The organism is Aliiroseovarius sp. CAU 1755 (assembly GCF_054482655.1).
In genome coordinates this window covers 176191-203175 of the sequence record NZ_JBTLRH010000003.1, presented here as the reverse complement: position 1 = coordinate 203175, position 26985 = coordinate 176191, and the positions used below count along the sequence as shown (strand labels likewise).

Below are 26985 nucleotides of genomic sequence, written 5' to 3'. Positions count from 1 at the left end.
GCCAGAGGCGCTTTTTGCGTTACCCCTGTTCTATTCAGATCACCTTTCTGTGCCCTAAAAATGTGTTCGATCGTCCCATGACCAAAACCACATCCGTCTCGTCTCCGTTCCGTGTTATGCCCTTGGCCCGTTTGGGGTCCGGCGGGCGATGGCGCACCGAAGCGATGCGGTCCTATGGTGCTCCGGTCCTGCTGTGGTTCACCCGTGGGCAAGGTCGCATCACCGTGAATGGTGTCACGGCGGGCTACGGCCCACATAACTGCATCTTTCTGCCGGCCGGAACGATGCACGGGTTTGAAATGTCCAATCAGGTGTCCGGCACGATCGTCGTGTTCCCGCAAGGATGCGAAGCCGATCTGGCCCTTCCCGAAGACCCGTTGCACCTGCGGCTGCGCGACGTCGACAGGCAGCTTGAGCTTGGTAAGCTGGTCGATGACCTGCTGCGCGAGATGGAAAAAGCGTCTGATCAGGCCCACCGCGCCATGATGTGCCACGCGGGGCTGTTGTCTGTCTGGCTTGAACGTCAGATTGCCAATCTGGACAGCGACAAACTGTCGGTGACCGCCACCGGACGCCTTGTGAATGCCTACACGGCGCTTGTCGAACAAGATTTCCACAGCACCAAAACCGTGCGCGACTATGCCGCTGAACTTGGCGTCACGCCGACCCACCTGAGCCGCGTTTGCAACAGGGCGTGTGGTCGTCCGGCCTCGGCGATCTTGCAAGACCGGGTGCATTACGAAGCCCGCCGCCTGCTGACCGAGACACATATTCCGATCAAGGATATTGCAGAATCCTTGGGGTTTGCCTCGGCCGCCTATTTCACCCGCGCATTTCAAAAACAGACCGGCGCGACACCTTCTGCGTTTCGCAAAGGTGGCTGAGACGCCCGTTCTTGCCAGCTGACCCGTCAGGCGAAACCCTGCGCGCGGTAGATTTTCGCGCAAGTCCCGAGTGCCCCACGCAATGAACTACAGACGCGCCTCCACGATCGAACTGATCTTGCTTTCAGCTGCTGCCTATGCCGCGATCCCCGTGGCTTTGTCGCAGATGGATTCGCGGCTTGTGTCAAGCTTTCCGGTGGCACTGATTGCGCTGAAATTGCTCACTGCGGTGCCCGTCTTCTTCCATCCGTGGAGCAGAAGCCGGCTGCTGAAATCCGTGCGCGACAAAGCGATTATTTTGTTCGCGTCAGCGCAGGCCTTCTTCTTTGTGCTGTCACTTTTGCTTTTCGCAATGTCACTGGCCACGCTCGACACCCCCGTCGCGATCGTCATCGCGGAAACCTGGCCAATTCCATCCGCCATCGCGATGAGCTATCTGCTGCGCGACCAGCTGCATCGACTGTCGCTAAGCGAATTCATGTGGGGCGGCATTGCGTTTTTGGGGGTGGTGCTGGTGCTTGACCTGCCGGGCAAGCTTGGCGCTGTCGAAACGACCACCTGGATCGGGGCCTTCCTGGCCATCGCCTCGGCTGTGTCGATGGGGTTGTCGACGGCATTCAAGGCACGCGCGGTCAAGCTGATGAAAAATCGCTACAGGATCGGACCGATGCTGAGCTTCTTTTTATTGCAATTCTTTTTTCTGCCGGCACTGCCACTGTTTGCACTCTATTTCGTGGTCTTTCCCAGTAGCCCGCTGGATCTGCCTTCGACGGTCTTGCAGGGCGCTTTGCCATGGGTGGCGCTGGTCGTGTGCCTCAATTTCACATCTTCGGTGCTGTATTCGTTCGCCACACTGAAGCTGAAACGCGCGTCGGACGGGTTTGTGTGGTTTTTTACCCCCGCCTTTTCCTTATTGCTGTTCGCATTGTGGACCGGCGAGGCGCTGAAGGGGCACGAGCTGATCGGCCTGACCTTCATTCTCAGCTCGAACCTGCTACTGACAATCGCCGCAGACACCTCGCGCGCGTTCAAATCGCTGGTGTTGACTGTGCTGGGCACCGGGTCATGGTGCTATTTCGTCGACCCTGTCTTCACGCAAAGTGACTACTACTTTGATGCCATCAGTATTCTGAGCATCTTCTTCGTCTTCATCCTTGTCGACGGGCTGGGGCAAGTGTCGCGACAGGCAGACGACGAAGAACGCCTGCTAATCGCGCTGAACCACAGCCTAGCCGAAAAACCCACAAGGTTTTCCAAATGTTTTGAACAGATCGCGACGCCGCTGAACCCGATCATCTTCAAGCGACGCTACCTAGTGCTGCGCCGCGAGTTGATTGCCGCGGGCGAACAGGCCCTTGCGCTGCAACTTGACTACCTTGCCCACGCGCGCAACCGGTCGCTTCGTCTTGGCAAGCACGTTTCGCTTGCGGCCTGCCTTCTTGCGACCGGCGCCATCGGGCTGTTGGCCCGGCCCGAGACATGGCTGACCGAGATGTTCATAACCGTCTACCTGCCCTCGATGGTGTTTTCCTTCTTCATCCTGATCGAAGGACAGTTGGGCGGCACCCGGTCGATCTTTCGCCTTCTCAACACCAGAACGCCCACCCATGTCATTCGGATCATGTCGCGCCGGTCGCCGCGCGACAGTGTCATCTGGTCACTGATCCTGAGCGCTTTCATCATCGTCACCTATGCCTATGCGCTGTCCCTGCCCTAAGGTGCTGATGTGGCGCATCAATGCGTCAATCCTATTTCGTTGCATTTGCAACGAGTGAATGTTAAACTCCCTTCAAACAGGAGATCACGCATGAAAATTGACCAAATTCACCACGTCGCCTACCGCTGCAAAGACGCCAAAGAGACCGTCGAATGGTATGGCAAAATGCTGAATATGGATTTCATTCTGGCGATTGCAGAAGACCACGTGCCATCCACTCACGAACCCGACCCTTACATGCATGTGTTTCTGGACGCAGGAAACGCCAATGTCTTGGCATTCTTCGAGCTTCCGACAAAACCTGAAATGGGGCGCGACCCCAACACGCCAATCTGGGTTCAACACATCGCGTTCAAGGTGAAGGACCGCGAGGAACTTATTGAATTCAAGGAACATCTTGAATCTAATGGTGTTGAGGTTCTGGGCGTAACTGACCATTCGCTGTTTCATTCGATCTATTTCTTCGACCCCAACGGGCACCGCGTCGAACTGGCCTGTCCCGACCCCGAGGAAGAGGCGATGCTGGCGCGCATGGATGCGGTCAAATGGGACATGCTGAACGAATGGTCCGAAACCAAGCGCGCGCCTAAACATGCCGAATGGCTGCATAAAAAAGAGCTCTCAGGCATAGAATAACCAAGGCCACCACTCTAATCTGGGCGTGCCCAAATCAAGGACACGCCCAGATGGTCTCCGACAGTCAGACCCCGAACCGCTTTGCCCCGATGCCAGATCCGCCTTATTACGCGGTCATCTTTACCAATCAGCTTGCAACCCCCGCGCCCGGCTATGACGCCATGGCGGATTTGGTCCTCGCCCTCGCCCAATCACAGCCAGGGTTTTTGGGGGCCGAAAGCACCCGTGACGAGGCGGGGCTCGGGATCACAGTGTCCTATTGGAAAGACGAGCGCGCAATCTCAGCCTGGAAGGCCGAGGCTCAACACCTTCTTGCCCAAAAGCTGGGGATCACGCGTTGGTATGCGCGTTACAACTTGCGGGTTGCCAAGGTTGAACGGGCCTATGACGGCCCGCAAGGGCGCGAGGTCTAGGTTGGCAAAGCCTCACATTTCAGGGGCGCACCCACATCAAACACCGCCGCCGCCCGCGCCTTAGCTGCCAAGGATCGCGCGCACATAGCCGCGCGTTTCGCGATAAGGGGGCACGCCGGAATATTTCTGAACCGCTTCCGGCCCGGCGTTATAAGCCGCCAACGCCAGACGCCACGACCGAAACCGATCATATTGCTGGCGCAGATACCGGGCACCACCTTCAAGGTTCTGCACCGGATCATGTGGATTGACGCCCAGCTTGCGCGCTGTGAAGGGCATAAGCTGCGCCAGACCAATCGCGCCTGCATGGCTTTTGGCACGCGGGTTCCAGCCGCTTTCCTGCTGCACAAGCCTCAGGAACAGATCTTCGGGAATGCCGTGACGCCGCGCTGCGGATTTCGCCAGCGGCAGATACTGGCCCTTGTAATTCCCTTTGAAGGAAGGAATGCCATAGGTCGGCACCGCCCCCTTGTTGGGCGTCAGCCGCACCGAATTGGCATATTGCTGGGCGCCACGCGTGTCGAGCACACGGGTCTGAGCAGAAAACGCTGCCCGCCCCCCGGAACTGGAAAAAAGCGTATCGGCCTCAGCCGGTCCGCCAAAAGTCGAAATGCTCATCGTCAGCCCTGAAAACAGGCCCGCAGCCACCAACAAAACCTTGCGTGACATCACCGTCCCCCGAAATAGATTGGCGCCAATATAGTCGGGTTCGCTCTTTTGGGAAAGGGGGTGTGACACTGGGGCCAGCGCCGCAAGGGCGCACGCGCGCTCGGCCTGTCGATGGCAGGCGGTCGAAAACCACGAAATCGCTCTGCCACTATGTCCTGTCTTGGTGTAACCATGTTGGCAACTTACAGAATCGAAAGGACGCAGGATGGCGGGTTCGCTCAACAAGGTCATGCTAATCGGAAATCTGGGGCGTGACCCGGAAGTGCGCACATTTCAGAACGGCGGCAAGGTGTGCAACCTGCGCATTGCCACGTCGGAAACCTGGAAAGACAAGCAAACAGGTGAACGGCGCGAGCGGACCGAATGGCATTCGGTCGCCGTGTTCCAAGAAGGTCTCGTTCGCATCTGCGAGCAATATCTTCGCAAAGGGTCCAAGGTCTTTGTCGAAGGCAAGCTTCAGACGCGCAAGTGGCAAGACCAATCCGGCAATGACCGCTATTCGACCGAGGTCGTCCTGCAAGGGTTCGACGGCACCTTGACCATGCTTGACGGGCGTGGCGAAGGCGGTGCTGGTGGCGGCGGCCAACAGGGTGGCTATGGCGGCGGTGATCAGGGTGGCTACGGTGGCGGCGATCCCGGCCCGGCTCCGGCTGGCGGCGGCGGCGGCTTCGACGACGAAATTCCGTTCTAATCAGACAGTAAGGAGGGCGCATAATGGGGTGGTCCTTTCCCATCGGGCGCCTTTTCGGTTCACAGCTCAGGGTCCATGTGACCTTCTTTCTGCTGCTGGGCGTCATTGGCTATGCCGCCTTCATTGAAGGTGGCGCGGCAGCGGCCCTGTGGACCACGGTCTTCGTGCTGTTGCTGTTTGTTTGCGTGATCGCACACGAATTTGGCCATGCGCTGATGGCGCGCAGGTTCGGCATTCGCACGCCCGACGTGACCCTGTTGCCGATCGGCGGTTTGGCGCGTCTGGAGCGGATGCCCGAGAAACCAGCGCAGGAAATCGCGGTGGCGCTGGCCGGACCTGCGGTGAACGTGGTGATCTGGGCGGTGCTGACCTTGGTCTTCGGCGCGCCCGAGGCACCCTCGGATCTGGTCGGGCTGGCCACCAACCCGCAATCGCTGCCCGCACAGTTGGCGACGCTCAATCTGGTGCTGGCCGTGTTCAACCTGTTGCCCGCCTTTCCGATGGATGGCGGGCGGGTGTTGCGCGCCGCACTGACCATGGCCACTGATCGGGTGACGGCCACGCGCATTGCTGCCAGCGCCGGGCAAGTTCTGGCCTTTATGATGGGGTTTGTCGGACTGACCAGTGGCAACCTGATGCTTGTGCTGATCGCCTTTTTCATCTTCACGGCGGCTGGGGCGGAAAGCTCGGATGTGGCGATGCGCCAGATTGCGCGCCGCTTGATGGCGCGCGATGCGATGATCACCGAATATGAAACGCTGCGGCCTGACGACACAATCCAGACCGCCGCGAACACCCTCATCCGCACCACCCAGCACGAGTTTCCCGTGGTGGACGTGAACGGGTTTTTTCAAGGCTTTCTGACCCGCGCCGTCCTGTTCGAAGCGATGGCGCAGGGCACGCAGGTGCATCGGGTGGCGGACCGGATGCAGACTGACCTGCCAACGGTTAAACTGCTGGATGGGCTAGAGACCGTGCTGGAACGCATGGGCGATGGGATCGCTCCTTTGGCCGTCGTCGATGAGACCGGGCATCTTCTGGGCTACATCACCCGCGAAAACATCGGAGAGCTGATGGTCGTCGCCAATGCCCGCCGTGACAGAGCAGTATGACCAGGGACGCCAAGTCGCCGAGAGTATATTGATTTCTATCAATAGCTAATTTGCCTAACTTAACGTTGCGCCAGCGCGTCATCCAAAACAGCACGCACCACATTCATGTCGACATCTTTTGCCACGAAGGCCTCACCGATCGCGCGCGCGAGGACAAAGCGCAGCTGTCCCGCCTCAACCTTCTTGTCTTGCCCCATCAAGGTGATCAGCCCGTCGGTATCGGGCAGATCGCCCGCGATGTCGGACAGGTCTTTTTTCATACCCATCGTGGACAAGTGCTGGCGGAAACGTGACGGGCATTCCTGGCTCATCACCCCCAAACGGGCCGAGGTTTCGAACGCAAGCGCACATCCGATGGCGACGCCTTCACCGTGCAAAAGCCGGTCGGAATACCCGGTTGCCGCTTCCAGCGCATGGCCGAATGTGTGGCCAAGGTTCAACAGCGCGCGATCGCCTTGTTCGGTTTCATCGCGCACCACGATGTCGGCTTTCATCTGCACGGATCGGCGCACAGCCTCTTGGCGCAGCGCCATGTCGCCCGCGGCCAGCGCGGGTCCGTTGACCTCGAGCCAGTCGAAGAAGGCCGCATCACCAAGACCGCCGTATTTCACGACTTCACCGTAACCCGCCAGAAAATCGCGTGGGGTCAGGGTGCCCAGCACCTCGATATCGGCCAGCACCAACGAGGGTTGATGAAAGGCGCCGATCAGGTTCTTGCCCTGAGGCGCATTGATCCCGGTCTTTCCGCCCACCGAACTGTCCACCTGCGCCAATAGCGAGGTCGGCAGCTGCACAAACCGCACCCCGCGCCGCAAGATCGCCGCTGCAAACCCGACAAGGTCACCGATCACCCCACCGCCAAAGGCAAGCACCACATCCTTGCGCTCGACCCGCGCTTCCAGCAGCCATTCGACGGTGCGCATCAGCTGCGGCCAGCTTTTGGTGCTTTCACCGGGTGGCAGGATCAGGGTTTGCGTGGCGATGCCCGACGCGCCCAACCCGGCATTCAGCGCGTCCAGATGCAGGCGCGCGACGGTTTCTTCGGTCACGATCCAGACTTTCGGACGGTTGAGCAGCGGCGCGATCTCGGCCCCGGCATTCGCCAATAGTCCGGGCGCGATGCGCACGTCATAGGCGCGATCGCCCAAGGGCACATGAACAGTGGTCACGTCAGATCTCCTCCAGAACATCAGGGCGGGTCAACAGAGCCGCCACCACCGCGTCGGCCATATCGGCAATCGAATAGCTCGCGCTGGCTTCGACCTTCAGGTCGGCCAAGGCGTAGACCGGCACGCGGGTGTTATAAAGCTGGGTCAGCGTCGCTTTCGGATCGGCCGTGCGCAACAACGGGCGCGTGTCTTTGTGTTTGACCCGGTTCCACAACAAATCCAGATCCGCCTTCAGCCAGACCGCCACACCACGCTTCGCAATCATCGAGCGGTTGCGTTCGGACATGAATGCCCCGCCACCGGTCGACAGAACCGCGCGTTCGGTATCCAGCAGACGGCCGATGACCTCTGTCTCGCGGTCGCGAAAGAAACGCTCTCCGTCGCGTTCGAAAATCTCGGCGATCGACATGTTGGCCGCGCGCACGATCTCTTCGTCGCTGTCAAGGAATGGCACCTTCAGCCGGCTGGCCAATGCCTGCCCGACCGCGGTCTTTCCCGCGCCCATCATTCCCACCATGACGATGGATTTCTTCACCTTGAAGGCCAAAGCGGCGTCCACTTGCTCAAATACGGGTTTCTTTCCTGAATGGCGTGATCTTGCTGGAAATGCCATATATAAAATGAGGCAAAACAGTATCTGAGGCAAAAATGGGCGAAACAACATGCTATTTCGATTGATCAAGCTATTGTTCTTTATGACAATATTGGGCCTGATCGGACTGACCGGCTATGCGTTTTTGGGGGATATGTCGCCCCGAACCGCGCCACAAAGCACCACAGTGACGCTGAATGGCGGCTGACAGACATGCGCAGCCGGGACGGGCGCGGGCCGTCTGTTGTGGCGGTTTGGCGATTTGTTTGCTCGCAGCGGGCGTCAGCGTAGCCGCGGCACAGTCAGAGCCGCCCGCGCGCCCGCTGTCGGCAATCGACTGGCTGTCTGACAGCATTGCCCTGCCCCCGCCATCATCCGACAACGCAATTCTGCCACCCGACCCCAACGAGCCTGCGACCAGCACCGGCGCGTCGGTCGCCGAAGTGACGATGTCGTTGCTTGAGATGCCGATCCTGGATGCGGTCGGGCTGTTGCCCCATACCGCGACGGGTTTGCCACGCGATCTGTGGGGCACTTCGCGCCCAGACGATCTGGCCCGGCGCATCGCTGCGATCGAGGTCGATCTGCTGCCCGCCATGCAAGACCTGCTGCACCGATTGCTGCTGGCCGAGCTTGATCCGCCCAAAGGTGCCAGCGCAGGCGAGGATCGCTTGTTTCTGGCCCGCGTCGACCGCCTGTTGACCATCGGCGCGCTGGATCAGGCCGAGGCGCTGTTGGCCCGGGCCGGGTCTGTGAACCCGCGCGTGTTCCGTCGCGCCTTTGACACCGCCCTTCTGTTGGGCAATGAGGACGCACAATGCACCACCCTGCGCGCCACTCCTGATCTAAGCCCCACCTACACCGCGCGGGTGTTCTGCCTTGCGCGCAGCGGCGATTGGGATGCGGCGGTGCTCACCTTGGGCACGGGGCGCGCGCTGGGCTATATCAGCGCCGAAGACGATGCGCTTTTGGCGCGGTTCCTTGATCCCGATCTGTTCGAAGAAGACCCCGAGCTTGAGCGCCCCGACCATCCTTCGCCCTTGGTGTTCCGGATGTATGAGGCGATAGGCCTGCACATCAACACCTCCACCCTGCCCCTTGCCTTTGCCCAGTCCGACCTGCGCGCCAATATCGGCTGGAAGGCCCGTGCCGAAGCTGGCGAACGGCTGGCACGCGTGGGGGCCGTGACAGACAACCAATTGCTGGGGCTGTATTCTGAACGAAAGCCCGCGGCCTCGGGTGGCATTTGGGATCGCATGATGGCGGTTCAAACCGTCGAACGGGCGCTGTCTTCAGGGTCCGATGACGATCTGGCCGCCGCCGTCGAAAACCTCTGGCCCCGGCTAGAGGAAAGCGGACTGGAAGTGCCCTTTGCGCAGGTGTTCGGGCCCGAAGTCGCGACCCGGTCCTTAGGGGGTGCGGCAGGCCGCATCGCGCTGCGACTTGGCCTGTTGTCAGACAGCTATGAGCGCGTGGCGGCACATGCAACCGCTGATCCAACCGATGCGCTTGCCCCCATCCTGATCGGCGTGGCCCAGGGCGATGTCACGGGCCTGTCGCCGATAGATGCGCGCAGCCGTGCCGTGATCGAAGCGTTCAGCGCCGATAAGATCCCGGTTCGGTTGCGATCGCTTGTGGACCAAGGCCGCCTGGGCGAAGCGATCTTGCGCGCCGTCGCGCTGTTTAGCAGCGGCAGCCACGGTGATCTGGACGAATTGACGGATGCGTTGGCGTTCCTGCACCAGATCGGTCTGGAACAGGTCGCACGCCAGGCCGCTCTTGAATTTCTGATCCTCGAGAGGCGCGGATGAACAGCGATCACGCCCGTTGGATCTCGACCTTCCTGGAGGCACAGGCGGCGGAGCTTGATGCCTCGGAGAATACGCTGCTGGCCTATGGGCGCGACCTGAAAGGGTTTGCCGAATTTGCCGCGGATCGCGGGCTGAACTTCGAGGATCTGACCCGCACGGATATCGAACGTTACATGGTCGACTGCGACACGCTTAGCTTAGCACAATCCACCCTTGCGCGGCGCTTGTCCGCGATCAAACAACTGTTTCGCTTTGGCTATGAAGAAGGCTGGCGCACCGACAACCCGGCTTTGAAAATCAAAGGGCCGGGTCGGTCCAAATCCTTGCCCAAAACGCTAAGCGAGGCAGAAGTGGAGGCGCTTTTGACCGCCGCGCGCAGCCATGGGCGCAGCCCGGCCGACAAGCTGCGCAACAGCTGTCTGGTCGAACTTCTCTATGCCACCGGGATGCGGGTCAGCGAATTGGTCACCCTGCCCGTGGCAGCCACCCGCGGCGATCCCAGAATGCTGCTGGTCAAAGGCAAGGGCGGCAAAGAACGGATGGTGCCGCTGTCTGGCCCGGCGCGCGACGCCCTGACCCGCTGGCTTGACGCCCGTGACGCGGCCGAAGACACAGCGCGGATGGAACGCGGCGCCAAGCCGTCGGCTTTCCTGTTCCCGTCGACCGGCAAAGGCGGCCACCTGACCCGCCATCGGTTCTATGGGTTGATCAAGGAAATCGCGGTCCATGCTGGCGTGCCCCCGGGCTCGGTCACACCGCACCGGCTGCGCCACGCCTTTGCCACGCACCTTCTGGCCCATGGCGCAGACCTGCGGTCGATCCAGACGCTTCTGGGACACGCCGATGTTTCGACCACCGAGATCTCCACCCATGTGCTGGAGGAGCGCCTGGAAGACCTGGTGCTGACCCGCCACCCGCTCGCCAAAGCCACCTGAGCAGTCCTGAGCGCCCCTGTGACCCCCACAGCAAGCCCGCGCAGGCGTGATAGGCCTATACATTCAGCTGCGGACAGGCTATTGCGCGCTTTCGTGATCCATCCCCACCGGACCCATGCGCTGTGCACGCATGTTCTGCCGCTTGTTGGCAGACCGCACGCAACTGGCACCCGACCAAACAGAATTGATTGCCCGTGAAAAACCTGATCTCTGACGCGCTGAACGAGCGTGGCTATTCCACATTGACGCAAGTGCAAACCGAAGTCTCCAAACCCGAGTTTGAAGGCGCAGACCTGCTGGTGTCGGCCCAGACCGGATCTGGCAAGACGGTGGGCTTTGGTCTGGCCATTGCGCCGGTCCTGTTGGGGGATGACGACCGGTTCGGTCCGGCGCAAAGCCCGCTTGGCCTGATCATTGCGCCAACGCGCGAACTGGCACTTCAGGTGAAGCGCGAGCTGACATGGCTGTTTGCGAAGACTGGCGCTGTTGTGGCGTCCTGCGTCGGCGGGATGGACATGCGCGACGAGCGGCGCGCGCTGGCGCGTGGGGCGCATCTGGTGGTGGCCACACCCGGACGGCTGCGCGACCACGTCATGCGCGGCTCGATCGACCTGTCGGCGCTGCGCAGCGTGGTGCTGGACGAAGCGGACGAGATGCTGGATCTGGGCTTTCGCGAAGACCTTGAGTTCATTCTGGATGAAACGCCTGACGACCGGCAGACCCTGCTGTTCTCAGCCACCGTGCCCAAAAGCATCGCCACGCTTGCCGCACGGTATCAAAAGGACGCCAAGCGCGTCACCACCGTGGCCGAGAAAAGCCAGCACGTTGACATTGAATACCGTGCGATGCCGGTTGCCCCGCGCGATGGGGAAAACGCGATCATCAACGTGTTGCGGTTTTTCGAGGCACCAAACGCGCTGATCTTCTGCAACACCCGTGCTATGGTCAGCCGACTGGCGACGCGCCTGTCAAACCGGGGCTTCTCGGTCGTGGCTCTGTCGGGGGAACTGACCCAGAACGAACGCTCGAATGCGTTGCAATCCATGCGCGACGGGCGTGCGCGCATTTGCGTGGCAACCGATGTCGCCGCACGTGGGATCGACCTGCCCAAACTTGATCTGGTGATCCATGCCGAGCTGCCCAACAACCATGAAACCTTGTTGCACCGGTCCGGCCGCACCGGGCGAGCGGGTCGCAAGGGGGTCAGCACGCTGATCGTGCCGCCAGCCGCGCGCAACAAGGCCGAACGTCTTTTGCGGTTTGCCAAGCTGAATGCCACATGGGCACCCCCGCCCTCTGCGCAAGAGGTCCATGCCGAAGATCAAAAACGCATCCTTGCCGACGAGGTCTGGCAGCAAGAGCCAACAGCAAACGAAGCCGCCCTGGCCGAGGAATTGGTCGAGACGTTCACCCCGGCCCAACTGGCCACCGCCTATCTGCAACTCTACCACACCGCCCATGCCGCCCCCGAGGAGCTGTCTGCCGTGAACGCCAAGCCGCAGGCGCGCGAACCGTTCGGCGCCAGTGTCTGGTTTTCGATGGCCAAAGGGCGCGATCAGGGTGCTGATCCACGCCACATCCTGCCGATGCTTTGCACGGCGGGCAACATCACCCGCACCGATATCGGCGCGATCCGCATTCAGGGCGACCAAACTTTCTTCGAAGTGAAAGACGCACAGGTCGACCGTTTCCTGAACGCCATCGGCCCCGGCATGACGGTCGAGAAACTGGCACTGACGCGGCTGGACACGCCCCCTGATCTGGGTCGCACAAGCAAGCCGCCTCGGCGCGACAAGCCCCGCAAGTTCGACAAACCCGGCAAGCAGGCCCGGTTCGACGATGACGCACGTCCACCCAAGCCGCACCGCAAGGGCGGTTCGGACACTGCGCCAAAGGGGGATCGCAAACCGAACCCGAAGCATAAGTGGAAAGACGACAAAGACAGCGACCGCCCGGTCAAAGCCTATGCCAAGCCGCAGGCCGAGGACCGCAAGCCCCGCAGCAAGGGTGCGAAACCGTCTGACGGAGCACCCACCGGCAAGCGCCCTGCCCGCGCCACGGATGCAAAGAAGGGGCCGCCACCGCCGAAGGGAAAGGCCTCCAGCAAGAAAAACCGCGCGCGCGCGGCTGCAAAGGTGCAGGCGAAAGCCAAAGGTGGTGATGGCGTGCCGAAGCGCCGAAAAACCTGATGTGATTTGGGGGCGCCGCGGCCAAACGGTCCGGTGCGCCCAATGCATTCCACCAGAAACTTAGCGCAGGGGTTTAGCTGACGGGGTCGTAAAGCACTGCGGCGCGTTTCTCGAACGCCGCAACGATGCGGTGCATCGCTTCGTTGAACACCAAGCCGATGACCCCTTGCAAAACCGTGCTCTTAAACTCGAAATCGACAAAGAACTCGACCTCGCACCCAGCCGGGTGGTCGCGAAATATCCAGTGGGATTTCAAGTATTTGAAGGGTCCATCAAGATATTCCGTATCAATCTTTCTGGTCTCCTGATCCAGCATCACACGGCTGGCAAACCGTTCGCGGAAAACCTTGAAGCTGATCACCAGATCGGCGTCCATCAGATGCCGGCCATCGGGTTGAGGCGTCACCCGACGCACCCGCGCCGCTGAATTCCAAGGCAAAAACTCCGGATACCGGCTCACGTCGGCCACCAGATCATACATCTGCTGCGGCGTGTAAGGCAGGACACGTTTTTCGCCATGTGTCGGCATCAGGCGGTTTTTCCTTCTAACTCATCGCCACATGTCCTAGGAATACGACCGGAAATCAAGGGGGAAGACATGGCACAGCGACCATATGTCATTGACACGATGATCTCGGCCAAGCAGATCGCGGCGCGGGTCGAAGAGTTGGCAGCCGACATCCAGAAGGAATTTGCCGGCACGGAAAAACTGGTCGTTGTCGGGCTGTTACGCGGATCGTTCGTGTTCATCGCTGACGTCGTGCGCGAACTGGACTTGCCGGTCGAAGTCGATTTCCTCGAAGCCTCATCCTATGGCGATTCGACTGAAAGCAGCCGCGAGGTGCGCATTCTGAAAGATTTGCGCGGCGAGATTTCGGGGCGTGACGTGCTGGTTGTCGAAGACATTGTCGATACAGGCTACACGCTTAAACACGTTGTTGGCCTGTTGAAGGCCAAAGGCCCGAGAAAGCTCAGAACAATTGCGCTGCTCGACAAACCCTCGCGCCGCGAGGTCGACATCCGCGCGGATTGGACCGGGTTCGAAATCCCTGACGAATTTGTCGTGGGATACGGCATCGACTATGCACAACGTGACCGCAACCTGCCCTGTATCGGCAAGGTGCGCTTTCTAGACGAGGACTAGCAGATGCACCAGCGGTGGTTTTGGCGGATGTCCAGATGGGCTCGTAATCCGCCCTCTGCCAAGCGTGTCAGGTTCGTGCTGGCAATCATTGCGATCTGCCTAATGCTCGTCGCATATGAAAAGATCTTTGGCATGCCAGGCTGGATGGAGCTTGAGCGGATCAGGCCATAAATCTTTTCTTATCAAGATTTTGCAAGACTTTCTTCACGTGCTTGGCGCAGTCGAGCGAAATCGTCACCCGCGTGATAGGATGATCGCGTCAAGGGTGTCGAAGACACCATATGAAAGCCTTTGCCAAACGCTGCAGTCTCGTAGTCCTTGAACTCATCAGGATGCACGAACCGTTCCACCGCGTGGTGTTTGGGCGTCGGCTGCAAATACTGGCCGATGGTCAGAAAATCGATGTCAGCGGCGCGCATGTCATCCATGACCTGCAACACGCCCTGACGATCTTCGCCCAATCCAACCATGATGCCCGATTTGGTAAACATCGACGGGTCCATTTCCTTGACCCGCTGCAACAGTCGCAGCGAATGGAAATAGCGCGCGCCGGGGCGCACCTGGGGGTATAGCCCGGGCACAGTCTCAAGGTTATGATTGAAAACGTCGGGACGTGCTTCCACAACGATTTCAAGCACTTTCGGGTCACACTTCAGAAAATCAGGGGTCAAGATCTCGATTGTTGTGTCAGGTGATTGGTGACGGATCGCGCGGATGGTCTGGGCAAAGTGGTCGGCCCCGCCATCGGCAAGATCGTCGCGATCGACGGATGTGATCACAACATGGTTCAAACCCAGTTTCTTGACTGCATTGGCGACGCGGCCGGGTTCGAACGCGTCCAGATCATCAGGCCGCCCGGTCGCCACATTGCAAAATGTGCAGCCGCGCGTGCAAATCTCGCCCATGATCATCATGGTGGCGTGGCCCTGGCTCCAGCATTCGCCGGCGTTGGGGCATGCGGCCTCTTCACAAACAGTGGACAGGTTGTTTTCGCGCATGATTTTGTGCGTTTCGGCGTATCCCTTGCCACCCGGAGCCTTGACGCGGATCCAGCTGGGCTTTTTGGGCTGCGCATTGTCCGGCCGATGCGCTTTTTCAGGGTGGCGGCTCTCGGGTATTTTCAAGTCACGCATGGCGGTCCTCCGGCCAAAAAACGGTTCACCGACGTATACCCGTATCCCGCGGGCAAGTCACCTTGAAAGCCGCAACGCTGCTATGCACGCCTTGCATGACTTTACGTCGGGTCATCTGCATGCGCTGCCTCGGTCAACAAGGCAGCCAGCGTCTCGAACCAGACCACATGGCGCGACAAATCGCGCCGCACCAAACCAATCTGGCGAAACGGCTGCGGGTCGGCAAACCGCGCAACTGCCAGATCTGGCGTCGCGGTCTGTTCATCCTTGCGGGCCATTTCAGGCAGAAATGTCACCCCCAAACCGCCCGCGGCCAGCCGACACAGCGTGCCCAGCGACGCCGCGCCAAGATCCAAGCGCCTGTCGCGACGACGAAACCCGCACACCTCAAGCGCCTGATCTGCGAGGCAGTGCCCTTCGTCCAGCAACAAAAGCAGGTCTGGATCAATCGCCTCGGGGCGCAGCGCCGCGCCGTGGGCGGCAAGCCCAACAATCTGTTCAGGTGTTCCGGCAAGCAAGAAACGGTCCTTGAACAGGGGCGTTTCCACCACTCCACTGGTCCCGGTGGGCAAGGCGACGATGGCGGCATCCAACCGACCGTTGTCAAGATCGGCCATCAGCTCTGTTGTTTGTGCCTCTCGCAATCGCAGGTCAAGGCCCTCGGCCCGCGCGCGGATCAAGGGAAGTGCGACGGGCAAAAGATAGGGGGCAACCGTCGGAATGATACCAAGGCGCAGGCGACCGGTCAGTCCTTGCTGCCAGTGAACCGCGTCTTTCATCCGGTCCAGTTCGGCCATGATCCGTTTCGCCGTGCCCAGAACGTCTTGCCCGGCCGAGGTCATGTCGATCCCATGTCGACTTCGCACGAACAGCTCTGTCCCCAAGCGGTTTTCCAGCTCCTTGATCTGATTGGAAAGCGCGGGTTGGGTCACGTGGCACTGCTGCGCGGCGCGGCCAAAGTGGCGGGTTTCGGCAAGGGCCATAACGTAGGTCAGTTGGCGCAAGGTGACTTCCATAACCTAAAGTTATCATAGCGCTAAGAAAAAGCAATTTTTCTTTATCGCGCTTAGCTGGCAAGCTTGTGTCGAACTTCATCAGGGAGAATGACATGTCCAAAACACGCATGACCACCACGGCTGGCGCCCCAGTGCCGGACAACCAAAACTCGCTAACCGCAGGTGAACGCGGTCCGGTTTTGATGCAGGACTATCAACTGATCGAAAAATTGGCCCACCAAAACCGCGAACGCATCCCCGAACGCGTCGTGCACGCAAAGGGCTGGGGCGCGTTTGGCACGCTGAAAATCACGGGCGATCTGTCAAAATACACCCGTGCCAAAGCCCTGCAACCCGGCGCTGAGACGCCGATGCTGGCGCGGTTCTCGACCGTGGCGGGCGAATTGGGGGCTGCGGACCACGAACGCGACGTGCGCGGCTTCGCTCTGAAGTTTTATACCGAAGAAGGCAACTGGGATTTGGTTGGCAACAACACTCCGGTCTTCTTTGTGCGCGACCCGTTGAAGTTTCCCGACTTCATCCACACCCAAAAACGCCACCCGCGCACCAACATGCGCAGCCCTACGGCGATGTGGGATTTCTGGGGGCAAAGCCCGGAGGCGCTGCATCAGGTGACGATCCTGATGTCGGATCGCGGCCTGCCGCAAACGCCGATGAACATGAACGGTTATGGCAGCCACACCTATTCGCTTTGGAATGACGCAGGCGAACGGTTCTGGGTGAAGTTCCACTTCAAAACCCAGCAAGGCCACGCGCATTACACCAACGAAGAAGGCAACGCCCTGATCGGTCAGACCCGCGAAGGGTATCAAGAGGCACTGTTTGGCACGATCGAGGCCGGCACCTTCCCGCGCTGGAAAATGCAGGTGCAGATTATGCCGGAAGCGGACGCGGAAAAGACGCCCTACAACCCGTTTGACCTGACCAAGGTTTGGCCGCATGGCGACTACCCGGTCATCGACGTGGGCGAGTTTGAACTGAACCGCAACGCGGACAATTACTTTGCCGAGATCGAACAAGCCGCCTTCAGCCCGTCCAACACCGTTCCGGGGATCGGCCACAGCCCCGACAAGATGCTGCAGGCGCGCGTGTTTTCCTATGCCGATGCCCACCGATATCGTCTGGGCACCCATTACGAGGCCTTGCCGGTGAACGCCCCGCGCTGCCCGATGCATCACTATCACAAGGACGGCCAGATGAACTTCATGGGCCCCAAAACGGGTCATCCCGACGCGTATTACGAGCCGAACATGTATGAAGACGCCGCGCGCGAAGATCCGACCACGCTGGAGCCGCCCTTGCGCATTTCAGGCGATGCGGCGCGGTATGATCACCGGGAGGGTAATGACGATTACAGCCAAGCCCGCGCGCTGCATGACTTGATGAACAGCGATGAGCAAGCCCGCCTTTACAGCAACACGGCGGCCGCGATGGACGGCGTGCCAGATGAGGTGATCGACCGGGTTCTGGTTCACTATGACAAGATCAGCCAAGCCTATGGGGATGGCATTCGGGCGGCCCGCAAGGCGCTGTCTGCGTCTGGCTGACCGTAGACCCTCGCCGACCCAGATGGTGCGCCCCGGTAACGCGGCGCACCTTTTTTATTGCACTTGCTGCAACTGCGAGAAACCTGATTGAGCCTTCATTGGAATCGTTCTAAACAATCCGCGAACCCGCGTGGCGATTCCCCACGCAACTGGACCACTGATCAAAGGATTTTGACATGCAAAAAGGCGTTCGCGTTCCCAACATCACCTTCCGCACCCGTGTTCGTGACGACAGCATCGACGGCCCCAACCCGTTCCGCTGGCAGGACATGACCTCGGATGATTACTTCAAAGGCAAGCGCGTCGTCCTGTTCTCGCTGCCCGGCGCGTTCACGCCCACATGTTCGACCTATCAGCTGCCCGGCTATGAAAACGGCGCCGACGATTTCCGCGCCCAAGGCATCGACGAGATCTATTGCATGTCCGTCAATGACAGCTTCGTCATGAACGCCTGGGCCCGCAACCAAGAGCTTGGGAACGTCAAGGTCATCCCCGACGGCTCGGGCGAATTCACCCGCGGCATGGGCATGCTGGTCAACAAAGACAACCTTGGCTTCGGCGCCCGCTCGTGGCGCTATGCCGCAGTTATCAATGACGGTGTGGTCGAGGCATGGTTCGAAGAGCCGGGCCGCTGCGACAACCACGGCGAAGACCCATACGGCGAAAGCGCCCCGGAAACGGTTCTGGCATGGCTTAAAGAAGCTGGTGAAAAAGTCGCGTAAGGCGTTTCAGACTGACAGACCGAAAAGGGCCGCTGGTTTCAGCGGCCCTTTTTGTTGCGCTTTTTTTTCCACCGACTGAAATGATGGCGTTTGGTCTGCTTTGCGGGTCCCGGCGGGGCCATAGTGCCGATGGTCAGGTGTCAAACGACCCGTGTTCGCAACGATCAGAATAGTATTGCAAGGCGTGCAGTGCCCCAAGCGACATGCCAAAAGAAATAAAATGCAAGTCGAAGAGTGATCATCGCGCCAAATCCATACCGTGTGAACAACCATATCTGTGCTGCGCTGATCAAACCGACGTTCGCCAACACCAGCCACGCTTGGATTCCGGAATCATAGGAATAGGTGGCTTGGAAAACAGGTTCCACGAACACCACGACAACAAACACCCACAAAGGAGCCGTGCGTTTTGACGTTAGACCGGTCAATGCGGTTAGGGTAGCCAGGGGAAGTAAGTGGAAGGTAACCTCTGCAACCAATGCTATAGCTGGGTAGAACAATAAGGCATTCGGCACCAGCACATTGATATCGCGGGGGAATCTGCTGAAAATATCAATTGTGACCGGAGGAACTGCAAGCATCGCACCCAGTCCGATCAAAGCGGCCAGTTGCCTCAGATTGGCAGGCATTGCCTTAGACCCGCAGATCGCCCTGCTTCGCAAAAATAGCAGGCAAGGGTAGCCGACAAATGCGGCACAGACTGTAGCTTGGTACAATGGAACGACATCGAGGACTGGAATTGGTCCAGCATCATGCAGAAGTGCAAAAAAGGCCGCGCTAGCGCAGGCTATCGCCGAAATGAAAATGTAACCCAAGTTGCGAACTAGCACTTGCTGCAATTTGTTCATGACTGCAGCTTAGAAACGACAAAAAACATCACGTTGACACAGGTCAACGACACTTCATTTGGTGGCTGTACCTTTTAACTGGGCGCAAAGCTGCACCTATCCACCAACCCCCTTCAACCCCTTCAAGAACCTCGCCGCGTTTTCCTGATAGTGCACAGCCGACGCCTCAAGCCCCTTGATCGCGGCCTCGTCCAGCTCCCGCACAACTTTCCCCGGTGCGCCCAGAACCATTGACCCGTCGGGGATCACTTTGCCCTCGGTCACCAGCGCCCCTGCCCCGATCAGACAGTTTTTGCCGATCACGGCACCGTTCATCACGGTGGCGTTCATGCCGATCAGGCTGCCGTCACCGATCGTGCAGCCGTGCAGAAGCACTTTGTGGCCGACAGTCACGTTTTCACCGATGGTCAGCGGGAAGCCCATATCGGTGTGAAAGACGCAGTTTTCCTGCACATTTGTGCCCGCGCCCACGTCAATCAACTCGTTATCGCCGCGCAACGTGCTTCCGAACCAGACCGAGGCACGTGCGCCGATGCGCACCTTGCCGATCAGGTTGGCATCCGGCGCGATGAACGCGTCGTCGGCGATGTCGGGTGAAACTCCGTCCAAGTCGTAGATCATTCATTTCCCTCTTCAAACTCGGCCTGCAACTTACGGACATGGTTCAACAATCCCGGTTGCTGGTTGCGCCGCTGGCGTGTGGCGTTCACGATGGTGATCAGCTTTTGCGCGGTTTCTTCCAGGTCGTCGTTGATCAGGACATAATCATAACTGCCCCAATGGCTGATCTCGTCCCAGCTTTTCTGCATCCGCTTGGCGATGGTGGCCGCGTCGTCCTGCCCGCGCCCCTCAAGCCGTGCGCGCAACTCTTTGATTGAGGGCGGCAGGATGAAGATCGACAGCGAATGCGAGGCAAGCGAGGAGTTTCGGATCTGCACCTCGCCCTGCCAGTCCACGTCGAACAGCACGTCACGGCCGGTTTCGATTGCCTTGCGCACGGGTTCAGACGGCGAGCCGTAGAAATTGCCAAAGACATGGGCGTGTTCCAGCATCTCGCCCTGAATGACCATGTCCTTGAACTTGGACTCGTCCACGAAATGATAGTGCTGCCCGTCCACCTCGCCCTCACGCGGGGCGCGGGTGGTGGCCGAGACCGAGAAGCTGAGCGTCGGATCCCAGTCCATCAGCCGCCGCGCCAGAGTGGATTTGCCTGCGCCCGATGGCGAAGACAGGATGATAAGAAGGCCGCGACGTTGATTGTTCTGGGCGCTCATGTCTCTACTCCACGTTCTGAACCTGTTCGCGCATCTGATCTATGACATGCTTCAGGTCAAGGCCAATGGCGGTCAATTCGTTGAACTGCGCCTTTGAGCACAAGGTGTTAGCCTCGCGATTGAATTCCTGCATCAGAAAGTCAAGTTTGCGCCCCACGGGGGCATCAGACTGCAGATGCTGGCGGGCCGCGGTGACGTGGGCGCGCAAGCGGTCCAGCTCTTCGCGAACATCGGTTTTCACGGCGATCATGGCAAGCTCTTGGGCCACGCGGTCGCCATCTGCCCCATCGGTGTTCTCCATCACCCGGCGTAGCGCGGATTTCAGCCCCTCGGCACGGGCATCGGCGCGCTGATCCAACACGGCTTCTGCGGCAGTGATCAGCAGATCGACCTCGTCAATCTGGGCAGACAGGATGCGGCCCAGTTCGACCCCTTCCTGACGGCGCGATTGCGTAAAGTCTTCCACCAGATCGGGAATTTGCGCCAACAAGGCGTCGATCAGGGGGGCGTTGTCCTGCTCGGACGGGGCGCGGAGGTCCAACACCCCGCGCATCGCAGCTATATCAGCAGGGCTGATCGGCGACACTTGCAGGCCGCGCGCCTCTGCCTCGGCCGAGATGGCGGACAGGTGACCAAGCGCCAGCAGCAATCCCTCCGGGCTAAGCGACAGCGCGCCCGCGTCGTCTTGGCGGGCTATTTTCAACGCTACCGAGACATTGCCCCGCGCCACCGCGCCTTTCAGCGCTTTGCGCAAGGCATCTTCGATTCCGTCCAGCCAATCAGGCAGCCGGGTGCGGATATCCAACCCGCGCGCATTCACCGCGCGAATGTCCCAGGTCCAGGTAAAACCCGCCTGTTCCCCGGCGGCGCTGGCAAACCCTGTCATCGACTGAGTCATGTGTAATTAACCATTTGTTAAGTTTTTACGCCAATTCCGCGCGGAATGTGGCATATTAAGACATCGGTAAGGAATACCTATTTATTCGTTAACAAACGGTCACAATTTGAACAAGGATACGGTTTAGGCCGTTTGTAGTGATTACCGTTTCAAACCTGGGGCGAGAAACATGAAGATCGAGTATTTGAAAGGCGGGAACGTCGTTGCATTGTCAACTGTGCGCCGCCAAAGCATTTTTCCCGCGACGGCACAGATCGAAGCCTATTGGCATGGTCTCAGAAATGGGCGGTTGATGCCTCAGCGCAGTGATGTGGATCCGCGCGGCATCTCTGACCAACTTGCCCATGCTTTCGTTCTGGAACGCATCGCCCCCGGACTGGCTCGCATCCGTCTGGCCGGACAGCATCTGAACGATATTCTGTCCATGGAAGTGCGTGGCATGCCAATCAGCGCCTTCTTTCTGCCCGGCGCACGCACCGAATTTCAACGTGTCCTCGAAAGCGTCTTCGACAGCCCCGCCGAAGCCTGCCTGAACTTGCGTGGCGAAGCCGGCATGTTTCAAGGCCGGGTGGACGCGCAGATGGTGCTCTTTCCGCTGAAGGACGCAGAAGGTCGCGTGACCCGCGTTCTGGGTGGGCTGCAAGTGCAAGGCCCGCTGGGACGCGGCCCGCACCGGTTCGACATCCGCGAGCTGGAACTGCGCCCGTTGCTGACCGAAGCCCCTGCCCCAAGCCGCACGCTGGCCAGCCCCCCGGACCTTGCTGCAACGTCCTTCACCTCGGACGCGGTCATGATGCGCGATGTGCATGACAGTGGTCTGCCGGACGTGACCCGTGTCGATATCCGCCCCACCCAATCCGAACATACTGGCGAGAAACGCACCGGGCACATCGTGCGACCGGGCTCTGGCGCGCAAGCCTTCATTCCGGGTTTTGCAGAACATGCACAGGGGTTTCAGACGCAAACCGCGCCTGAACGCGCGCCCAAACCGTTGCGCCCCGGCGGCCATCTGCGCTTGGTCAAATCTGACTGAGCCGCCTTCGGCGCCCGGCCAAAACACGTCAGTCTCAAAGAAAAACCCCGGACCGTGCCGGGGTTTTTCAGTTTCACAACAATTCTAGGTGCGAGTTAGCTTGCTTTGGCCGCCGCAGGTTGCGCATCGCGCATGGCCGAAAGCTCTTCGGCCACAAGGAACGCCAATTCCAAGGACTGGCTTGCGTTCAGACGCGGGTCACAGGCGGTGTGGTAGCGGTCTGACAGATCCTCATCCGTCACAGCGCGCACGCCACCCGTGCATTCGGTCACATCCGCCCCTGTCATTTCGAAATGCACGCCGCCAGGAATGGTGCCTTCGGCTTTGTGAACGCCAAAGAACTCCTGCACTTCCTGCAGCACATCATCGAACGGCCGGGTCTTGTAGCCAGTGGCAGACTTGATCGTGTTGCCATGCATCGGGTCGCAGGACCAAACGACATTGGCGCCTTCGTCCTTCACGGCCTTGATCAAGCGTGGCAAGTGGTCGGCCACGCTGCCGGCACCAAACCGCGCGATCAGCGTCAAACGACCGGCGTCGTTGTCCGGGTTCAGCTTGCTCATCAACACCTTCAGGTCATCAGCCGTTGTGGTCGGGCCACATTTCAGGCCGACCGGGTTGACCACGCCGCGGCAAAACTCGACATGCGCACCGTCCGGTTGGCGGGTGCGGTCGCCGATCCAGATCATATGCCCGGACCCGGCGACGGTTTTTCCGGTGGTGGCGTCCAGACGGGTCAGCGCCTCTTCGTATTCCAGCAGCAATGCCTCGTGCGATGTATAGAAATCCACCGTCTGCAGGCTGTGCATCCGGTCCGCGGTCACACCGGCAGATTGCATGAAGTCCAGTGAGTCCTGAATACGTTCCGCCATTGCGCGGTATTTTTCCGCCTCGTCCGATTCGGTGAAGCCCAGCGTCCAGCTGTGCACCTTGTGCACATCCGCCAGACCGCCGGTCGAAAAGGCGCGCAGCAGGTTCAGCGTCGCAGCTGCCTGCGTATAGGCCTGCAACATCTTGGCGGGATCAGGGATGCGCGCCGCCTCTGAGAAGGCAAGCTCGTTGATGATGTCGCCCCGGTAGCTGGGCAACTCAACCCCGTCGATGGTTTCGGTGGGTGCGGAGCGCGGCTTGGCGAACTGACCCGCCATGCGCCCAACCTTGATCACCGGCACTTTCGCGCCGAAGGTCAGCACCATCGCCATTTGCAGCATCACTTTGAACGTGTCGCGAATGCCATCGGCCGAGAAATCAGAAAAGCTTTCTGCGCAATCGCCGCCTTGCAAAAGGAAGGCTTCGCCACGTGACGCGCGCCCAAGCTCTCTGCGCAGTCGCATCGCCTCTCCGGCAAAAACCAGCGGCGGATACTTTGCAAGTTGTGCCTCGACCTGGGCCAGCGCGGCCTGATCGGTATAGTCAGGCATCTGCACCCGAGGCTTCTTGCGCCAGGCAGACTTGTCCCAATCCGTCATGTCTTTGCTCCGTATTCCTTAGTGGTTCCGCATGTGCGCGGTTCAAGCCCACCTTCTAACCTGACCAGCGCTAACGTGCAATTACAGTTATGTGACTGGCCTGTGACCGGCTATGATCATGTATTCTTGGGGCTGAGCTATGATCGCCGCAGAGAACGCCGCAGGCAGTTTCGGCCTTGTCGCAAGCCGTGAAACCTGTTGAAGTCCCCGACACCAAAGGGGAAAAATATCAGCAAGAAGGTAACGTTCATGACCAGAGAGACCTCGCCGGCAGACATGACGGCGCGCCGTTTCGTCTTTGTTTTGGTGGAAGGGTTCACCTTGCTGAGCTTTGCCGGTGCATTGGATGCGCTGCGCATTGCCAACCGCGCGGCCGGACAGCGGCTGTATGATTGGGTCATCATGGGCGAAGGCGGCGCGGTGGCGACGTCGTCTGCGGGTGCCTCATTCAATCTGGACAGCGATCTGGGCGAGCTAAAGCGCGACGACACCGTTATCATCTGCTCAGGCGTTGATGTTCAAACCCACTGCACCCCCAAACTGCTCGGTTGGTTGCGCCGCGAAGCGCGTCGCGGTGTGCGCGTGGTTGGGCTGTGCACGGCGGCCCATGTTCTGGCGCGCGCCGGGTTGCTGGCGGACAAACGCGCCACCATTCATTGGGAAAACCACGACAGCTTCGTTGAGGAGTTCGACGATGTCGATTTGACCAAGCGCGTCTTCGTCATCGACGGGAACGTGATGACGGCAGCGGGCGGCACGTCGTCGATCGACCTGATGCTGAAACTGATCGCGGATGATCACGGCGAGGACGTGGCCAATGTGGTGGCCGATCAACAGATCTATACGTCGATCCGCACGGATCGGGACACCCAGCGCCTGTCCGTGCCGACGCGGATCGGCGTGCGGCACCCCAAGCTTAGCGACGTGATCCAGAAGATGGAGGCAAATATCGAGGATCCGATTTCGCCCTCGACCCTTGCTTCCGAAGTCGGCATGTCCACCCGCCAGCTAGAGAGGCTGTTTCGACGTTATCTGAACCGCTCGCCCAAGCGGTATTACATGGAGTTGCGTCTTCAAAAAGCCCGCAACCTGTTGATGCAAACCGATATGAGCGTGATCAACGTAGCCTTGGCCTGCGGCTTTTCCAGCCCGTCGCATTTCTCGAAATGCTACCGGTCGCATTACGACACGACGCCCTATCGTGAACGCGGCAGCCACGCGGCAAAGGCGCCGACGTGATCCAGACACCGCGCCTGTTGCTGCGCGCGCCCGCTCCGAGCGATCTGCCGGCGTTGCACACGATCTTCTCCAACCCTGAGGCGATGCGGTATTGGAGCCATGAAACACATGACGACATCGCCCGCACAGAGCGCGTGCTGGACAATATGATCGCATCCCACGCCGATACCGGGCTTGAGTTTGTCGTCGAACGTGATGGAGCCGTGATTGGCAAAGCTGGGCTGTGGCGCATCGCCGAGCTGGGCTATATCCTTCATCCCGACCATTGGGGCCAAGGTCTGGCGCGCGAAGCCTTGGGTGCAGTGATCGAAGCAGCATGGCAAACCCGCGCCGACATTGATCGTATCACCGCAGAGATTGACCCGCGCAACACTGCCTCGGCCCGTCTGTTGACGCATCTCGGCTTCCACGAAACCGGGCGTAGACCGCGCACCTTACACCTATACGGCGAATGGTGTGACAGCACGGACTTCGCCCTGCCCCGTCCGCAGGCGACCGCCGCCAAAGAAGACCCGGTTTTTTAGGCGTTCAACACGCTTCTCCCTTTTCTTTTCCGAAACGCTTGCCTACGCTCGGCCCCGGAATTTTCCAATTGGGAGACAAAGAAAATGAAGAAGTTTCTGATGGCAACCGCCGCCACCGCACTTGTGGGTGGCGCAGCTTATGCCGACAACCATGAAACCATCAAAATCGGCACAATCCTTGGCTTTACCGGCCCGATTGAAAGCCTGACGCCGCATATGGCGGGGGGTGCCGAACTGGCGATGGAAGAGGTTTCGGCCTCGGGCCTGCTGCTGGGCGGCAAGAAAGTCGAAAGCGTGCGCGCTGATTCGACCTGTGTCGACAGTGCTGCGGCCACCGCTGCTGCTGAAAAACTGATCACCGGCGACGGCGTCAAAGGCCTGATGGGCCCCGACTGTTCGGGCGTGACCGGAGCAGTTCTGGCCAACGTGGCCCTGCCCAACGGCATCGTCATGATCTCGCCTTCGGCAACGTCACCCGGCCTGTCGACCGCAGAAGACAACGGCCTGTTCTTCCGCACCGCACCGTCGGATGCGCGCCAGTCGGACATCATGGCACAGATCCTGCGCGAAAACGGCGTGGACTCGGTCGCTGTGACCTATACCAACAACGACTACGGCAAAGGCATGGCCGATGCGTTCAAAGCCGCTTACGAAGCGGCAGGCGGCACCGTGACCATCGTGGCTGCGCATGAAGACGGCAAAGCCGACTATACCGCTGAAGTTGGTGCATTGGCATCGGCTGGCGGCGATCTGCTGGTGGTTGCGGGCTATGTTGACCAAGGCGGTGCTGGCATCGTGCGCGGCGCGCTGGACACCGGTGCGTTTGACATGTTCCACTTCCCCGACGGGATGATCGGGTCGAACCTCGAAGCCAATTTCGGCGACGAAATTGAAGGCTCGACCGGTCAGGTTCCGGGCACGGACAGCCCCGGCGCTGCCACGTTCGCTGAACTGGTGGGCGACAAGTTCGACGTGACCTCGCCCTATTCCGGCGAAAGCTATGACGCGGCTGCCCTGCTGTTGCTGGCGATGCAAGCCGCAGGCTCGGCAGAACCCGGCGACTATGCGTCGAAGGTCGAGATGGTGGCAAACGCCCCCGGCGAACAAATCTTCCCCGGCGAACTGGCCAAAGGTCTGCAAATTCTGGCGGATGGCGGTGACATCGACTATGTCGGCGCAACAGCGGTCGAGTTCGTGGATGGCGGCGAAGCAGCCGGTTCCTATCGTCAGATCAAGATCGAAGGCGGCAAGATGGTCACGGTTCAATACCGCTGATCTGCACCTTAGAAACAATGAAACAGCCCGGTTTTTCCGGGCTGT

At 59.8% G+C, this 26985-nt stretch carries 27 protein-coding genes; 16 read left to right on the top strand and 11 right to left on the bottom strand.

Annotation, left to right across the window (positions count from 1 at the left end):
* Positions 1–77: 77 nt before the first annotated feature.
* The 4 genes from ACXYMP_RS12945 (at position 78) to ACXYMP_RS12930 (ending at position 3650) form a co-directional block, all read left to right on the top strand.
* Positions 78–884, top strand: a complete 807-nt coding sequence (locus ACXYMP_RS12945; RefSeq protein WP_298570908.1) for a helix-turn-helix transcriptional regulator — start codon at positions 78–80, stop codon at positions 882–884.
* A gap of 82 nt (positions 885–966) precedes the next feature.
* On the top strand, positions 967–2601 hold the full coding sequence (locus tag ACXYMP_RS12940; protein ID WP_298570909.1) for a hypothetical protein: 1635 nt from the start codon (positions 967–969) through the stop codon (positions 2599–2601).
* 90 nt (positions 2602–2691) lie between these two features.
* Positions 2692–3237, top strand: coding sequence for a VOC family protein (locus tag ACXYMP_RS12935; RefSeq protein ID WP_458906814.1), 546 nt, complete (start codon positions 2692–2694; stop codon positions 3235–3237).
* A gap of 50 nt (positions 3238–3287) precedes the next feature.
* A complete protein-coding gene (locus ACXYMP_RS12930) occupies positions 3288–3650 on the top strand; it encodes an antibiotic biosynthesis monooxygenase family protein (protein ID WP_298570911.1) in 363 nt (120 codons plus the stop codon).
* A 60-nt stretch (positions 3651–3710) separates the two neighbouring features.
* On the opposite strand, the gene ACXYMP_RS12925 is transcribed toward ACXYMP_RS12930, so the two are convergent.
* Entirely contained in the window at positions 3711–4319 is a 609-nt protein-coding gene (locus ACXYMP_RS12925; protein WP_458906811.1) for a lytic transglycosylase domain-containing protein, read from the bottom strand.
* A gap of 205 nt (positions 4320–4524) precedes the next feature.
* Here ACXYMP_RS12925 and ssb point away from each other — a divergent pair, with 205 nt between their 5' ends.
* A complete protein-coding gene (gene ssb, locus ACXYMP_RS12920; protein ID WP_458906809.1) occupies positions 4525–5010 on the top strand; it encodes a single-stranded DNA-binding protein in 486 nt (161 codons plus the stop codon).
* A 23-nt stretch (positions 5011–5033) separates the two neighbouring features.
* The gene (locus ACXYMP_RS12915) at positions 5034–6122 is read left to right on the top strand and encodes a site-2 protease family protein (protein WP_298570914.1); all 1089 of its coding nucleotides are present in this window, start codon (positions 5034–5036) and stop codon (positions 6120–6122) included.
* Between the two features lie 59 nt (positions 6123–6181).
* Here the strand turns inward: ACXYMP_RS12915 and aroB are convergent, their stop codons facing one another.
* Positions 6182–7312 (bottom strand): 3-dehydroquinate synthase, encoded by a 1131-nt coding sequence (aroB, locus tag ACXYMP_RS12910; protein WP_298570916.1) that lies wholly within the window; start codon positions 7310–7312, stop codon positions 6182–6184.
* On the bottom strand, positions 7293–7904 hold the full coding sequence (locus tag ACXYMP_RS12905; protein ID WP_458906806.1) for a shikimate kinase: 612 nt from the start codon (positions 7902–7904) through the stop codon (positions 7293–7295). Before ACXYMP_RS12905 ends, aroB begins: the two co-directional genes overlap by 20 nt.
* 176 nt (positions 7905–8080) lie before the next feature.
* Here ACXYMP_RS12905 and ACXYMP_RS12900 point away from each other — a divergent pair, with 176 nt between their 5' ends.
* The 3 genes from ACXYMP_RS12900 (at position 8081) to ACXYMP_RS12890 (ending at position 12818) form a co-directional block, all read left to right on the top strand.
* Positions 8081–9694 (top strand): hypothetical protein, encoded by a 1614-nt coding sequence (locus ACXYMP_RS12900; RefSeq protein WP_298570921.1) that lies wholly within the window; start codon positions 8081–8083, stop codon positions 9692–9694.
* On the top strand, positions 9691–10629 hold the full coding sequence (locus ACXYMP_RS12895; RefSeq protein WP_458906803.1) for a tyrosine recombinase: 939 nt from the start codon (positions 9691–9693) through the stop codon (positions 10627–10629). Before ACXYMP_RS12900 ends, ACXYMP_RS12895 begins: the two co-directional genes overlap by 4 nt.
* A 194-nt stretch (positions 10630–10823) precedes the next feature.
* Positions 10824–12818: a DEAD/DEAH box helicase gene (locus tag ACXYMP_RS12890; RefSeq protein WP_458906801.1), complete on the top strand. Its 1995-nt coding sequence runs from the start codon at positions 10824–10826 to the stop codon at positions 12816–12818.
* Positions 12819–12891: 73 nt separating this feature from the next.
* Here the strand turns inward: ACXYMP_RS12890 and ACXYMP_RS12885 are convergent, their stop codons facing one another.
* Positions 12892–13347: a type II toxin-antitoxin system RatA family toxin gene (locus tag ACXYMP_RS12885; RefSeq protein WP_298570927.1), complete on the bottom strand. Its 456-nt coding sequence runs from the start codon at positions 13345–13347 to the stop codon at positions 12892–12894.
* Between the two features lie 69 nt (positions 13348–13416).
* On the opposite strand from ACXYMP_RS12885, the gene hpt reads away from it, so the two are divergent.
* On the top strand, positions 13417–13962 hold the full coding sequence (hpt, locus tag ACXYMP_RS12880) for a hypoxanthine phosphoribosyltransferase (RefSeq protein ID WP_298570929.1): 546 nt from the start codon (positions 13417–13419) through the stop codon (positions 13960–13962).
* 182 nt (positions 13963–14144) lie between these two features.
* Here hpt and lipA read toward each other — a convergent pair whose 3' ends face one another.
* Together lipA and ACXYMP_RS12870 are read right to left on the bottom strand one after the other, a co-directional pair.
* Positions 14145–15095 (bottom strand): lipoyl synthase, encoded by a 951-nt coding sequence (lipA, locus tag ACXYMP_RS12875; RefSeq protein WP_458906798.1) that lies wholly within the window; start codon positions 15093–15095, stop codon positions 14145–14147.
* Positions 15096–15196: 101 nt separating this feature from the next.
* Positions 15197–16111 carry a LysR substrate-binding domain-containing protein gene (locus tag ACXYMP_RS12870; RefSeq protein ID WP_458906796.1) on the bottom strand — a complete coding sequence of 305 codons (915 nt, stop codon included), beginning with the start codon at positions 16109–16111 and terminating at the stop codon, positions 15197–15199.
* A 92-nt stretch (positions 16112–16203) separates the two neighbouring features.
* On the opposite strand from ACXYMP_RS12870, the gene ACXYMP_RS12865 reads away from it, so the two are divergent.
* Positions 16204–17658 carry a catalase gene (locus ACXYMP_RS12865; protein WP_458906794.1) on the top strand — a complete coding sequence of 485 codons (1455 nt, stop codon included), beginning with the start codon at positions 16204–16206 and terminating at the stop codon, positions 17656–17658.
* A gap of 176 nt (positions 17659–17834) precedes the next feature.
* Positions 17835–18380 carry a redoxin family protein gene (locus tag ACXYMP_RS12860; protein ID WP_458906792.1) on the top strand — a complete coding sequence of 182 codons (546 nt, stop codon included), beginning with the start codon at positions 17835–17837 and terminating at the stop codon, positions 18378–18380.
* Positions 18381–18544: 164 nt separating this feature from the next.
* On the opposite strand, the gene ACXYMP_RS12855 is transcribed toward ACXYMP_RS12860, so the two are convergent.
* The 4 genes from ACXYMP_RS12855 to ACXYMP_RS12840 form a co-directional block, all read right to left on the bottom strand.
* Positions 18545–19228 (bottom strand): hypothetical protein, encoded by a 684-nt coding sequence (locus ACXYMP_RS12855; RefSeq protein WP_458906790.1) that lies wholly within the window; start codon positions 19226–19228, stop codon positions 18545–18547.
* 96 nt (positions 19229–19324) lie between these two features.
* Positions 19325–19849, bottom strand: coding sequence for a gamma carbonic anhydrase family protein (locus ACXYMP_RS12850; protein ID WP_458906788.1), 525 nt, complete (start codon positions 19847–19849; stop codon positions 19325–19327).
* The gene (gene gmk / locus ACXYMP_RS12845; protein ID WP_298570945.1) at positions 19846–20502 is read right to left on the bottom strand and encodes a guanylate kinase; all 657 of its coding nucleotides are present in this window, start codon (positions 20500–20502) and stop codon (positions 19846–19848) included. The genes ACXYMP_RS12850 and gmk overlap by 4 nt, the downstream gene beginning before the upstream one ends.
* Positions 20503–20506: 4 nt before the next feature.
* The gene (locus ACXYMP_RS12840; protein ID WP_298570947.1) at positions 20507–21400 is read right to left on the bottom strand and encodes a YicC/YloC family endoribonuclease; all 894 of its coding nucleotides are present in this window, start codon (positions 21398–21400) and stop codon (positions 20507–20509) included.
* 169 nt (positions 21401–21569) lie between these two features.
* Between ACXYMP_RS12840 and ACXYMP_RS12835 the strand changes: the two genes are divergently transcribed.
* The gene (locus tag ACXYMP_RS12835) at positions 21570–22433 is read left to right on the top strand and encodes a PAS domain-containing protein (protein ID WP_458906785.1); all 864 of its coding nucleotides are present in this window, start codon (positions 21570–21572) and stop codon (positions 22431–22433) included.
* Positions 22434–22528: 95 nt separating this feature from the next.
* On the opposite strand, the gene ACXYMP_RS12830 is transcribed toward ACXYMP_RS12835, so the two are convergent.
* Positions 22529–23902: a class II 3-deoxy-7-phosphoheptulonate synthase gene (locus tag ACXYMP_RS12830; RefSeq protein ID WP_458906783.1), complete on the bottom strand. Its 1374-nt coding sequence runs from the start codon at positions 23900–23902 to the stop codon at positions 22529–22531.
* A gap of 249 nt (positions 23903–24151) precedes the next feature.
* On the opposite strand from ACXYMP_RS12830, the gene ACXYMP_RS12825 reads away from it, so the two are divergent.
* The 3 genes from ACXYMP_RS12825 to ACXYMP_RS12815 all read left to right on the top strand — a co-directional run bounded on the left by ACXYMP_RS12825 (position 24152) and on the right by ACXYMP_RS12815 (position 26940).
* The gene (locus tag ACXYMP_RS12825) at positions 24152–25141 is read left to right on the top strand and encodes a GlxA family transcriptional regulator (RefSeq protein WP_298570953.1); all 990 of its coding nucleotides are present in this window, start codon (positions 24152–24154) and stop codon (positions 25139–25141) included.
* Complete coding sequence (locus ACXYMP_RS12820) at positions 25138–25665, top strand: GNAT family N-acetyltransferase (protein WP_458906780.1); 528 nt, start codon at positions 25138–25140, stop codon at positions 25663–25665. Before ACXYMP_RS12825 ends, ACXYMP_RS12820 begins: the two co-directional genes overlap by 4 nt.
* Before the next feature lie 84 nt (positions 25666–25749).
* Positions 25750–26940: an ABC transporter substrate-binding protein gene (locus ACXYMP_RS12815; protein ID WP_298570956.1), complete on the top strand. Its 1191-nt coding sequence runs from the start codon at positions 25750–25752 to the stop codon at positions 26938–26940.
* Positions 26941–26985: the final 45 nt, after the last annotated feature.

What these genes read in the sequence shown, in the direction of transcription:
- ACXYMP_RS12945 (WP_298570908.1), top strand. Translation starts at nt 78, where the DNA reads ATGACCAAAACCACATCCGTCTCGTCTCCGTTCCGTGTTATGCCCTTG.
- ACXYMP_RS12940 (WP_298570909.1), top strand. Translation starts at nt 967, where the DNA reads ATGAACTACAGACGCGCCTCCACGATCGAACTGATCTTGCTTTCAGCT.
- ACXYMP_RS12935 (WP_458906814.1), top strand. Translation starts at nt 2,692, where the DNA reads ATGAAAATTGACCAAATTCACCACGTCGCCTACCGCTGCAAAGACGCC.
- ACXYMP_RS12930 (WP_298570911.1), top strand. Translation starts at nt 3,288, where the DNA reads ATGGTCTCCGACAGTCAGACCCCGAACCGCTTTGCCCCGATGCCAGAT.
- ACXYMP_RS12925 (WP_458906811.1), bottom strand. Translation starts at nt 4,319, where the DNA reads ATGTCACGCAAGGTTTTGTTGGTGGCTGCGGGCCTGTTTTCAGGGCTG.
- ssb (WP_458906809.1), top strand. Translation starts at nt 4,525, where the DNA reads ATGGCGGGTTCGCTCAACAAGGTCATGCTAATCGGAAATCTGGGGCGT.
- ACXYMP_RS12915 (WP_298570914.1), top strand. Translation starts at nt 5,034, where the DNA reads ATGGGGTGGTCCTTTCCCATCGGGCGCCTTTTCGGTTCACAGCTCAGG.
- aroB (WP_298570916.1), bottom strand. Translation starts at nt 7,312, where the DNA reads ATGTTCTGGAGGAGATCTGACGTGACCACTGTTCATGTGCCCTTGGGC.
- ACXYMP_RS12905 (WP_458906806.1), bottom strand. Translation starts at nt 7,904, where the DNA reads ATGGCATTTCCAGCAAGATCACGCCATTCAGGAAAGAAACCCGTATTT.
- ACXYMP_RS12900 (WP_298570921.1), top strand. Translation starts at nt 8,081, where the DNA reads ATGGCGGCTGACAGACATGCGCAGCCGGGACGGGCGCGGGCCGTCTGT.
- ACXYMP_RS12895 (WP_458906803.1), top strand. Translation starts at nt 9,691, where the DNA reads ATGAACAGCGATCACGCCCGTTGGATCTCGACCTTCCTGGAGGCACAG.
- ACXYMP_RS12885 (WP_298570927.1), bottom strand. Translation starts at nt 13,347, where the DNA reads ATGCCGACACATGGCGAAAAACGTGTCCTGCCTTACACGCCGCAGCAG.
- hpt (WP_298570929.1), top strand. Translation starts at nt 13,417, where the DNA reads ATGGCACAGCGACCATATGTCATTGACACGATGATCTCGGCCAAGCAG.
- lipA (WP_458906798.1), bottom strand. Translation starts at nt 15,095, where the DNA reads ATGCGTGACTTGAAAATACCCGAGAGCCGCCACCCTGAAAAAGCGCAT.
- ACXYMP_RS12870 (WP_458906796.1), bottom strand. Translation starts at nt 16,111, where the DNA reads ATGGAAGTCACCTTGCGCCAACTGACCTACGTTATGGCCCTTGCCGAA.
- ACXYMP_RS12865 (WP_458906794.1), top strand. Translation starts at nt 16,204, where the DNA reads ATGTCCAAAACACGCATGACCACCACGGCTGGCGCCCCAGTGCCGGAC.
- ACXYMP_RS12860 (WP_458906792.1), top strand. Translation starts at nt 17,835, where the DNA reads ATGCAAAAAGGCGTTCGCGTTCCCAACATCACCTTCCGCACCCGTGTT.
- ACXYMP_RS12855 (WP_458906790.1), bottom strand. Translation starts at nt 19,228, where the DNA reads ATGAACAAATTGCAGCAAGTGCTAGTTCGCAACTTGGGTTACATTTTC.
- ACXYMP_RS12850 (WP_458906788.1), bottom strand. Translation starts at nt 19,849, where the DNA reads ATGATCTACGACTTGGACGGAGTTTCACCCGACATCGCCGACGACGCG.
- gmk (WP_298570945.1), bottom strand. Translation starts at nt 20,502, where the DNA reads ATGAGCGCCCAGAACAATCAACGTCGCGGCCTTCTTATCATCCTGTCT.
- ACXYMP_RS12840 (WP_298570947.1), bottom strand. Translation starts at nt 21,400, where the DNA reads ATGACTCAGTCGATGACAGGGTTTGCCAGCGCCGCCGGGGAACAGGCG.
- ACXYMP_RS12835 (WP_458906785.1), top strand. Translation starts at nt 21,570, where the DNA reads ATGAAGATCGAGTATTTGAAAGGCGGGAACGTCGTTGCATTGTCAACT.
- ACXYMP_RS12830 (WP_458906783.1), bottom strand. Translation starts at nt 23,902, where the DNA reads ATGACGGATTGGGACAAGTCTGCCTGGCGCAAGAAGCCTCGGGTGCAG.
- ACXYMP_RS12825 (WP_298570953.1), top strand. Translation starts at nt 24,152, where the DNA reads ATGACCAGAGAGACCTCGCCGGCAGACATGACGGCGCGCCGTTTCGTC.
- ACXYMP_RS12815 (WP_298570956.1), top strand. Translation starts at nt 25,750, where the DNA reads ATGAAGAAGTTTCTGATGGCAACCGCCGCCACCGCACTTGTGGGTGGC.